The 7,002-nt window shown below is 69.0% G+C and carries 5 protein-coding genes and 1 pseudogene; 5 read left to right on the top strand and 1 reads right to left on the bottom strand.

The annotated features are described in order from the left end of the window. The 5 genes and pseudogenes from EN780_RS23820 to EN780_RS23800 all read left to right on the top strand — a co-directional run. Positions 1 to 2,996: cobaltochelatase subunit CobN (locus tag EN780_RS23820; RefSeq protein ID WP_128275496.1), on the top strand; the 2,996-nt coding region annotated here is incomplete at its 5' end. Beyond that, positions 2,993 to 4,505, top strand: a pseudogene (gene cobG, locus EN780_RS23815) (precorrin-3B synthase). The gene EN780_RS23820 and the pseudogene cobG, both read left to right, overlap by 4 nt. After that, the gene (locus tag EN780_RS23810) at positions 4,462 to 5,094 is read left to right on the top strand and encodes a precorrin-8X methylmutase (RefSeq protein WP_127283354.1); all 633 of its coding nucleotides are present in this window, start codon (positions 4,462 to 4,464) and stop codon (positions 5,092 to 5,094) included. The pseudogene cobG and the gene EN780_RS23810 overlap by 44 nt, the downstream one beginning before the upstream one ends. Next, positions 5,091 to 5,849 (top strand): precorrin-2 C(20)-methyltransferase, encoded by a 759-nt coding sequence (locus tag EN780_RS23805; protein WP_127283355.1) that lies wholly within the window; start codon positions 5,091 to 5,093, stop codon positions 5,847 to 5,849. The genes EN780_RS23810 and EN780_RS23805 overlap by 4 nt, the downstream gene beginning before the upstream one ends. Next, positions 5,846 to 6,610 (top strand): precorrin-3B C(17)-methyltransferase, encoded by a 765-nt coding sequence (locus tag EN780_RS23800; protein WP_127283356.1) that lies wholly within the window; start codon positions 5,846 to 5,848, stop codon positions 6,608 to 6,610. Before EN780_RS23805 ends, EN780_RS23800 begins: the two co-directional genes overlap by 4 nt. Here EN780_RS23800 and EN780_RS23795 read toward each other — a convergent pair. Then, a partial coding sequence (locus EN780_RS23795) for a precorrin-6A/cobalt-precorrin-6A reductase (protein ID WP_189556680.1) occupies positions 6,574 to 7,002 on the bottom strand: 429 nt, incomplete at its 5' end. The two genes, EN780_RS23800 and EN780_RS23795, sit on opposite strands and share 37 nt — an antisense overlap.

The following is a 7,002-nucleotide window of genomic DNA, read 5'->3' as shown; positions in this document are numbered from 1 at the left end:
CTCCCGGCCCTGCGGGCCACCCTCCCCTCGAGGAGGAGGGAGACGGCGCTCCCATCGTCCCCATCCTCTTCTATCGCTCGATGCTGCTCGCCGCCGATGTCGCACCGATCGATGCGCTGGTCGCCGCACTGCACGCGCAAGGCATCGCGCCGGTGCCGATCTTCGTTTCGAGCCTCAAGGATCAGGCGTCTCTAGCCTTTGTCGAGAACGCCCTCGCCTCACTGAACCCGGCCGTCATCATCACCGCCACTGCATTCGCCTCCGGCGCCGAACCCGGCGCGGAAACCCTGTTCGACCGTGCAGGCGTGCCGGTCTTCCAGGTCATCGTCGCCACGACCAGACGCGAGGTCTGGGAGAAAAACCAGCGCGGTCTGGCACCCGCCGACCTTGCCATGCATGTCGTGCTGCCGGAACTCGACGGCCGCATCCTGGCCGGCGCGATTTCGTTCAAGGGCGAGAGCGAAACCGACCCGGCGCTGGCTTTCCGCGCCTTCGCCAACCAGCCGGAGGCAGATCGCGTCGCACAGGTCGCCAAGCGCATGGCGGCGTTCATTCGCCTGCGGCGGACCGAGCGGGCCGAGCGCAAGCTGGCGATCCTGATACCGGATTATCCGAGCGCGCCCGGCCGTACCGGCTATGCCGTCGGCCTCGACGTGCCGTCGAGCGTGCTCGCGATGCTGCACGACCTGAAGGAACAGGGCTATGCGGTTGAGGCGATTCCGCAATCGCCGCGGGAACTGCTGGATGCGCTGGAGGTGGGTGGGCAAGGCCTCTCCGTAGAGGCCTACTTCGCCTTTTCGGCCGAACTACCGAGGCCAGCGCACGATGCAATAGAGGCCGCGTGGGGCAAGGCAGAAGGGAAAGGTTCGCGCGAGGCGCCCCCCTCTGTCCTGCCGGACATCTCCCCCACGTGGGGGGAGATTGGCAGTTCCTCCGCCGGCTTTCCCCCTGCGAAGTCGGAGATTGGCGAAATCGACGGCGCGAGCCTGATCTCCCCCCTTGTGGGGGAGATGTCCGGCAGGACAGAGGGGGGCGCGACAGAACGCGAGCCTTCGCGGCTAGCGCACGAAACCCACTTCCCCTTCCGCGCCGCGACCTTCGGCAACATCACCGTCGCGCTCGCCCCCGACCGCGGCCGCTCCGCCGACCGCCGCGCCGACTACCATGACCCCACTTTGCCCCCGCGCCACGACCTGATCGCCTTCGGCCTCTGGCTGCAAAAATCGCTCGGGGTCCACGCCCTCATCCATGTCGGCGCGCACGGCACGCTGGAATGGCTGCCGGGCAAGACCGTCGCGCTCTCCGGCACCTGCTTTCCCGAGATCGTCACCGGCGCGCTGCCCGTCATCTACCCCTTCATCGTCTCCAATCCCGGCGAAGCGGCGCAGGCCAAGCGCCGTATCGCCGCCGTCACGCTCGGCCATCTGCCGCCGCCGCTGACCGGCGCCGGACTGGACGAGAACCAGCAGCGCCTCGAGCGGTTGGTCGACGAATATGCGCAGGCCGACGGGCTCGACCGCCGCCGCCGCGACCGCCTGGCCAAGCTGATCGTCGAAACCGCACGCAAGACCGGGCTTGCCTCCGAAGCCGGAGTGGCCAGGACCGACGCGCCGGACGAGGCGCTGCGCCGCATCGACGCCTGGCTCTGCGATCTCAAGGATTTCGCCGTCAAGGACGGGCTGCATGTCTATGGCCGCGCGCCGGAGGGCGAAGCGGATTCGCTGCGCACCCAAAGCGCGGAAGCGGAGAGAGCGGCCCTTCTCGCCGCGCTCGATGGCCGCCACATCAAGGCCGGACCGGCCGGCGCGCCGGCGCGCGGCCGCTCCGACGTGCTGCCGACCGGCCGCAACCTGTTCACCGCCGACCCGCGCACCATGCCGACGCCGACCGCCTATGACCTTGGCCAGGCGGCGGCGGAAGAAGTCGTGCGCAGCTACACGCAGTTGCATGGCGACTGGCCGCGCTCGCTGGTCATCGACCTCTGGGGCTCGGCCTCGCTGCGCACCGGCGGCGAGGAGATCGCGCAAGGCCTGGCGCTGATGGGGTGCCGGCCGCAATGGGATGGCGCCACCGGCCGCGTCACCGGCATCGAAGTGCTGCCGCCAGCCGCCCTTGGCCGGCCGCGCGTCGACGTCACCTGGCGCATTTCCGGCCTGTTCCGCGACATGTTCCCGACCCAGATCGCACTGATCGACGCCGCCGCCACCGCCGTCGCCAGCCGCGACGAGGACGATTCCGAGAACCCGCTCGCCGCGGCGAGCCGCGCCGAGGGCAAGATCGGCCCGCGCATTTTCGGCACCTCGCCCGGCACCTACGGCGCCGGCGTCGAGGATTTGCTGTCGCGCGGCGACTGGGCCGCGCGCGAGGAAATCGGCCGCGCCTATCTCGACGCCACCTCGCATGCCTATGGCGGCGCCGACGGCGAGGCGACTTCCGCGCCCGGCGCCTTCGAGGGCCGCATCGCCGAGGCCGACCTTCTCGTCCACACCGGCGACGACCCCGGCCGCGACATCCTCGAAGGCTCGGCCGACGTTGCCTTCATCGGCGGGTTTTCGGCCGCCTTGGCAGCACTGGGCAAAAATGCCGATGTCATCGTGCTCGACACCACGGACCCGCAAAAGCCGAAGCCGCGCTCGGTCGGCGAAGCGGTATCTCGCGTGGTGCGGGCGCGTGCCGTCAACCCGCGCTTCATCGCCGGCCAGATGCGCCATGGCCCGCGCGGCGCCTCCGAATTCGCCGAGACCGTCGATCGCCTCGTCGGCTTCGCCGAGACCACGCATGCCATATCGGGCGCGCTGATCGAGGCGGTGCACGATGCCTATCTCGGCGACGCGGACGTTCGCGCCTTCATCCTGCGCGAGAACCCCGCTGCCGCGAAGGTGATCGCGGAACGCTTCCTCTCCGCGCGGCGGCGCGGCCTGTGGCACCCCTTGCGGAACTCCATCGACGACGATCTCGCCGCGCTGATCGCCGAAGCCCAGCAGGTGGCGGCATGAACGCCTTCTCGCGCCGCGGCGCCTGCCCTGCCCTCAGCGCCCCGATGCAGACCGGCGACGGACTGCTGGTGCGGCTCAATCCGGTCGCTGGAGGACTTACCCCGAAGTCGCTGATCGGACTCGGCGAATCCGCCTTGCGCCACGGCAACGGCATCATGGAAGTGACCGCGCGCGGCAGTTTGCAGATCCGTGGCCTGACGGCGGAAAGCGCGCGCCTGCTGGCCGCCGAAGTGGATGCGCTGGGCATTGCCGTGCGCACCGGCGTTCCGGTCGAGACCGGGCCACTGGCGGGTATTGACCCGCAGGAGGTTGCCGATCCGCGCCCGCTCGCCGAGCGGATCAGGGCGGCCGTCGAAGAGGCCGGGTTGACGCCACGGCTGGGGCCGAAGGTGTCGGTGGTTGTCGACGGCGGCGGGCAACTGACGATGGATGCGGTCACGGCCGATGTGAGGCTTGAGGCGGTGCGGGCCGACGCGGGTGCGCAATGGAGAGTATCGGTTAGTGGAGACGCGCGCAGTGCCAAGTCGCTAGCTACGATCGATGCGGATGCCGCGCGCGACATCATCGTTGCGGCTCTCCGGATGGTGGCCGAAAAAGGACGAGAGGCGCACACGCGGGATCTGTCGGCGAGACAGTTGGCCTCTCTCGCAAGTTGGCACTCTGTCGCCCCCCTCTCTGTCCTGCCGGACATCTCCCCCTCAAGGGGGGAGATTGGCAGCGTCGACGCCGGCTCCCCATTTCCAACGTTGCAGATTAGCGAAACCATTGGCGATAGCGTAATCTCCCCCCTTGAGGGGGAGATGTCCGGCAGGACAGAGGGGGGGGCCTCTCGCAAACCTATCGGCCTTTTCCCCTTGGCCGGCGACACTTTTGCTCTCGGTATCGGCCTGCCCTACGGCAGCATGCCGGCACAATCGCTCATCGAACTTGCCACGCAAGCCGACGGCCTCGGCACCGCCGAGATCCGCCTGTCCCCCGGCCGCGCCATGCTCTTCCTTGGCCTCGCCCCATCCGCCGGCGCCTCGCTGCAAATCTCCGCCGCCGCCCTCGGCTTCGTCACCGACGCCGCCGATCCGCGAATTCGCATCGCTGCCTGCCCCGGCACACCGGCCTGCGCCTCCGGCCGCATCGCCACCCGTGCCATCGCCGAAACCATCGCGGCGCAAAACAGCGACCTCCTCGACGCCTCGCTCAGCCTGCACGTCTCCGGCTGCGCCAAAGGCTGCGCGCATCCCGGCTTGGCCGCCCTCACACTGGTCGGCGACGAAAACGGAGCCGGACTTGTCGTTGGCGGGACGGCAAAGGCTCTTCCTGCCGGATACAGGCCGGGCTATGACGCCGCGCGCGGCATAAGCGGCATCCTTGCAGCGATCCGCGCGCAACGACATCGAGGCGAAACCGCCGCCGCTTGCCTCACAAGGCTTGGCGCGGCCGGCATCGCCGAAATTTACCGACAGGAATGAGCATGGCGGCCTACGACTACATCCACGACGGCACGGCGATCTATGAGCGCTCCTTCGCCATCATCCGCGCCGAGGCCGACCTGTCGCGCTTCTCGGACGCCGAGGCCGATGTTGCGATCCGCATGATCCATGCCTGCGGCCAGGTCGAGGCCGCCAGCCATTTCGTCTTCTCCGGCGATTTCGTTGGCGCCGCGCGCACCGCTTTGGCCGCCGGCGCGCCGATCTTCTGCGACGCCGAGATGGTTTCGCATGGGGTGACCCGCGCCCGCCTGCCGGCCGGCAACGAGGTGATCTGCACGCTGCGCGATCCGCGTACGCATGAGATCGCGAAAGAAATCGGCAACACCCGCTCGGCCGCAGCAATCGACCTCTGGGGCGAGCGCATCGCCGGCTCGGTCGTCGCCATCGGCAACGCGCCAACGGCGCTCTTCTATCTGCTGGAAAAACTGCGCGACGGCGCGCCGAAGCCGAAGGCGATCATCGGCATGCCAGTCGGCTTCGTGGGGGCCGCCGAATCGAAGGACGCGCTGGCCGAGAATTCCTATGGCGTGCCCTACGCCATCGTGCGCGGCAGGCTGGGCGGCAGCGCCATGACCGCCGCAGCCCTCAACGCATTGGCGAGGCCCGGCCTGTGAACGCGATTGTAAAAGGCCGCCTCGTCGGCGTCGGCACCGGTCCCGGCGATCCCGAGCTACTGACGCTCAAGGCTGCGCGGGCATTGGCAGAGGCCGACGTCGTCGCCTATTTCGCCAAGCGCGGCAACAACAGCAATGCGCGCGCCATCGTCGAGGCCCGCTTCCGGCCGGACATGATCGAGCTGCCGCTGCTCTATCCGGTGACGACGGAGATCGACAAGGATCACGACGACTATCGCTCGCAGATCGCCGATTTCTACGAGCAGTCGGCGGAGGCGGTCGCAGAGCATCTTGCCGCCGGCAGGATGGTGGCCGTGCTGTCGGAAGGCGACCCACTGTTCTACGGCTCCTACATGCACCTGCACGTGCGTCTCGCGCATCGCTTCCCGACCGAGGTCATTCCCGGCGTCACCGCCATGTCCGGCTGCTGGTCGGCGACCGGCCTGCCTATCGTCCAGGGCGACGACGTGCTGACTGTCCTGCCAGGCACGATGAGCGAGTTCGAGCTGACGCGGCGGCTGGCCGACACCGACGCAGCGGTGATCATGAAGGTCGGCCGCAACCTGCCGAAAATCCGCCGCGCGCTGCAGGCGACCGGCAAGCTTGCCAAAGCCGTCTATGTCGAGCGCGGCACCATGCCGGGCAGCGTCTCGATGCGGCTAGCCGACAAGCCGGACGACAAGGCCCCCTATTTCGCCATCGTGCTGGTCGCCGGCTGGTCCGCCCGTCCCGGTGCTGCCGGAGCCAAGGCATGAGCGGCCGCCTTACCGTCATCGGCCTCGGCCCCGGCAACGCCGATCAGGTTACGCCGGAAGCGAGCCGCGCCGTGTCCGAGGCCAAGTTCTTCTACGGCTACAAGCCCTATGTCGACCGCCTCGAGCTGAGGCCGGACCAGACCCGCATCGCATCCGACAACCGGGAGGAGCTTGCCCGCTCCAACGAAGCGCTGGCCAAGGCCGCCGAGGGCCATGACGTCGCCGTCGTCTCCGGCGGCGACCCCGGCGTCTTCGCCATGGCAGCCGCCGTCTGCGAGGCGATCGAGGCCGGTCCGACGGAATGGCGCGCGATCGACCTTGCGGTCGTTCCCGGCGTCACCGCCATGCTTGCCGTCGCCGCCCGCATCGGCGCCCCGCTCGGCCACGACTTCTGCGCCATCTCGCTCTCCGACAATCTGAAGCCCTGGGATCTGATCGAGCTGCGCCTGCTGGCCGCCGCCGGCGCCGGCTTCGTCATCGCGCTCTACAACCCGATCAGCAAGGCGCGCCCCTGGCAGCTCGGCCGCGCCTTCGAATGCCTGAAGGCGATCCTGCCCGGCACCACCCCGGTCATCTTCGGCCGCGCCGCCGGCCGGCCGGACGAGCGTATCGACGTGCATCTGCTCGCCGATGCCGATGCGGAAAAGGCCGACATGGCCACCTGCATCATCATCGGCTCGCCGGAAACCAGGATCATTCGGCGCGGTGACAAGCCGTCGCTGGTCTACACGCCACGCTCGGCAACGGGCTCGAAAAGATGATCGACCTTGGCGGCCAGCTGATCGACGGCGTCGGCCGATGGAACGTCGGGTACGGACGGCCGACGGACCATGATCACATCGATGCCGAGCGCCCGCGCCGCGGCGATCTTGCCGTAGGTCGCCTCGCCGCCGCTGTTCTTGGACACGATGGCCTCGATCCCGTGGCTTTCGAGCAACGCGCGTTCGTCCGCTTCCGGAAACGGTCCGCGCGCCAGCAGATAGATCGCGTCGGGCACAGCCAGCTTCGGCTCGACCGGGTCGACGCTGCGAATGAGATAGTGGTGCTGGGGCGCGGCCTCGAAGGCGCCGGCCTCCTGCCTGCCGATCGCCAGGAAGACCCGGCGCGGCGCCGTGCCGAGCGCCGTTGCCGCCTCCGCCACGCTGTCGACCAG

The sequence above is a fragment of the Mesorhizobium sp. M4B.F.Ca.ET.089.01.1.1 genome, assembly GCF_004022605.1.
In the GTDB taxonomy this organism is placed as follows: domain Bacteria; phylum Pseudomonadota; class Alphaproteobacteria; order Rhizobiales; family Rhizobiaceae; genus Mesorhizobium; species Mesorhizobium abyssinicae.
The sequence above is the reverse complement of the archived record's forward strand: the minus strand, read 5'-3'. Positions and strand labels throughout refer to the sequence as shown.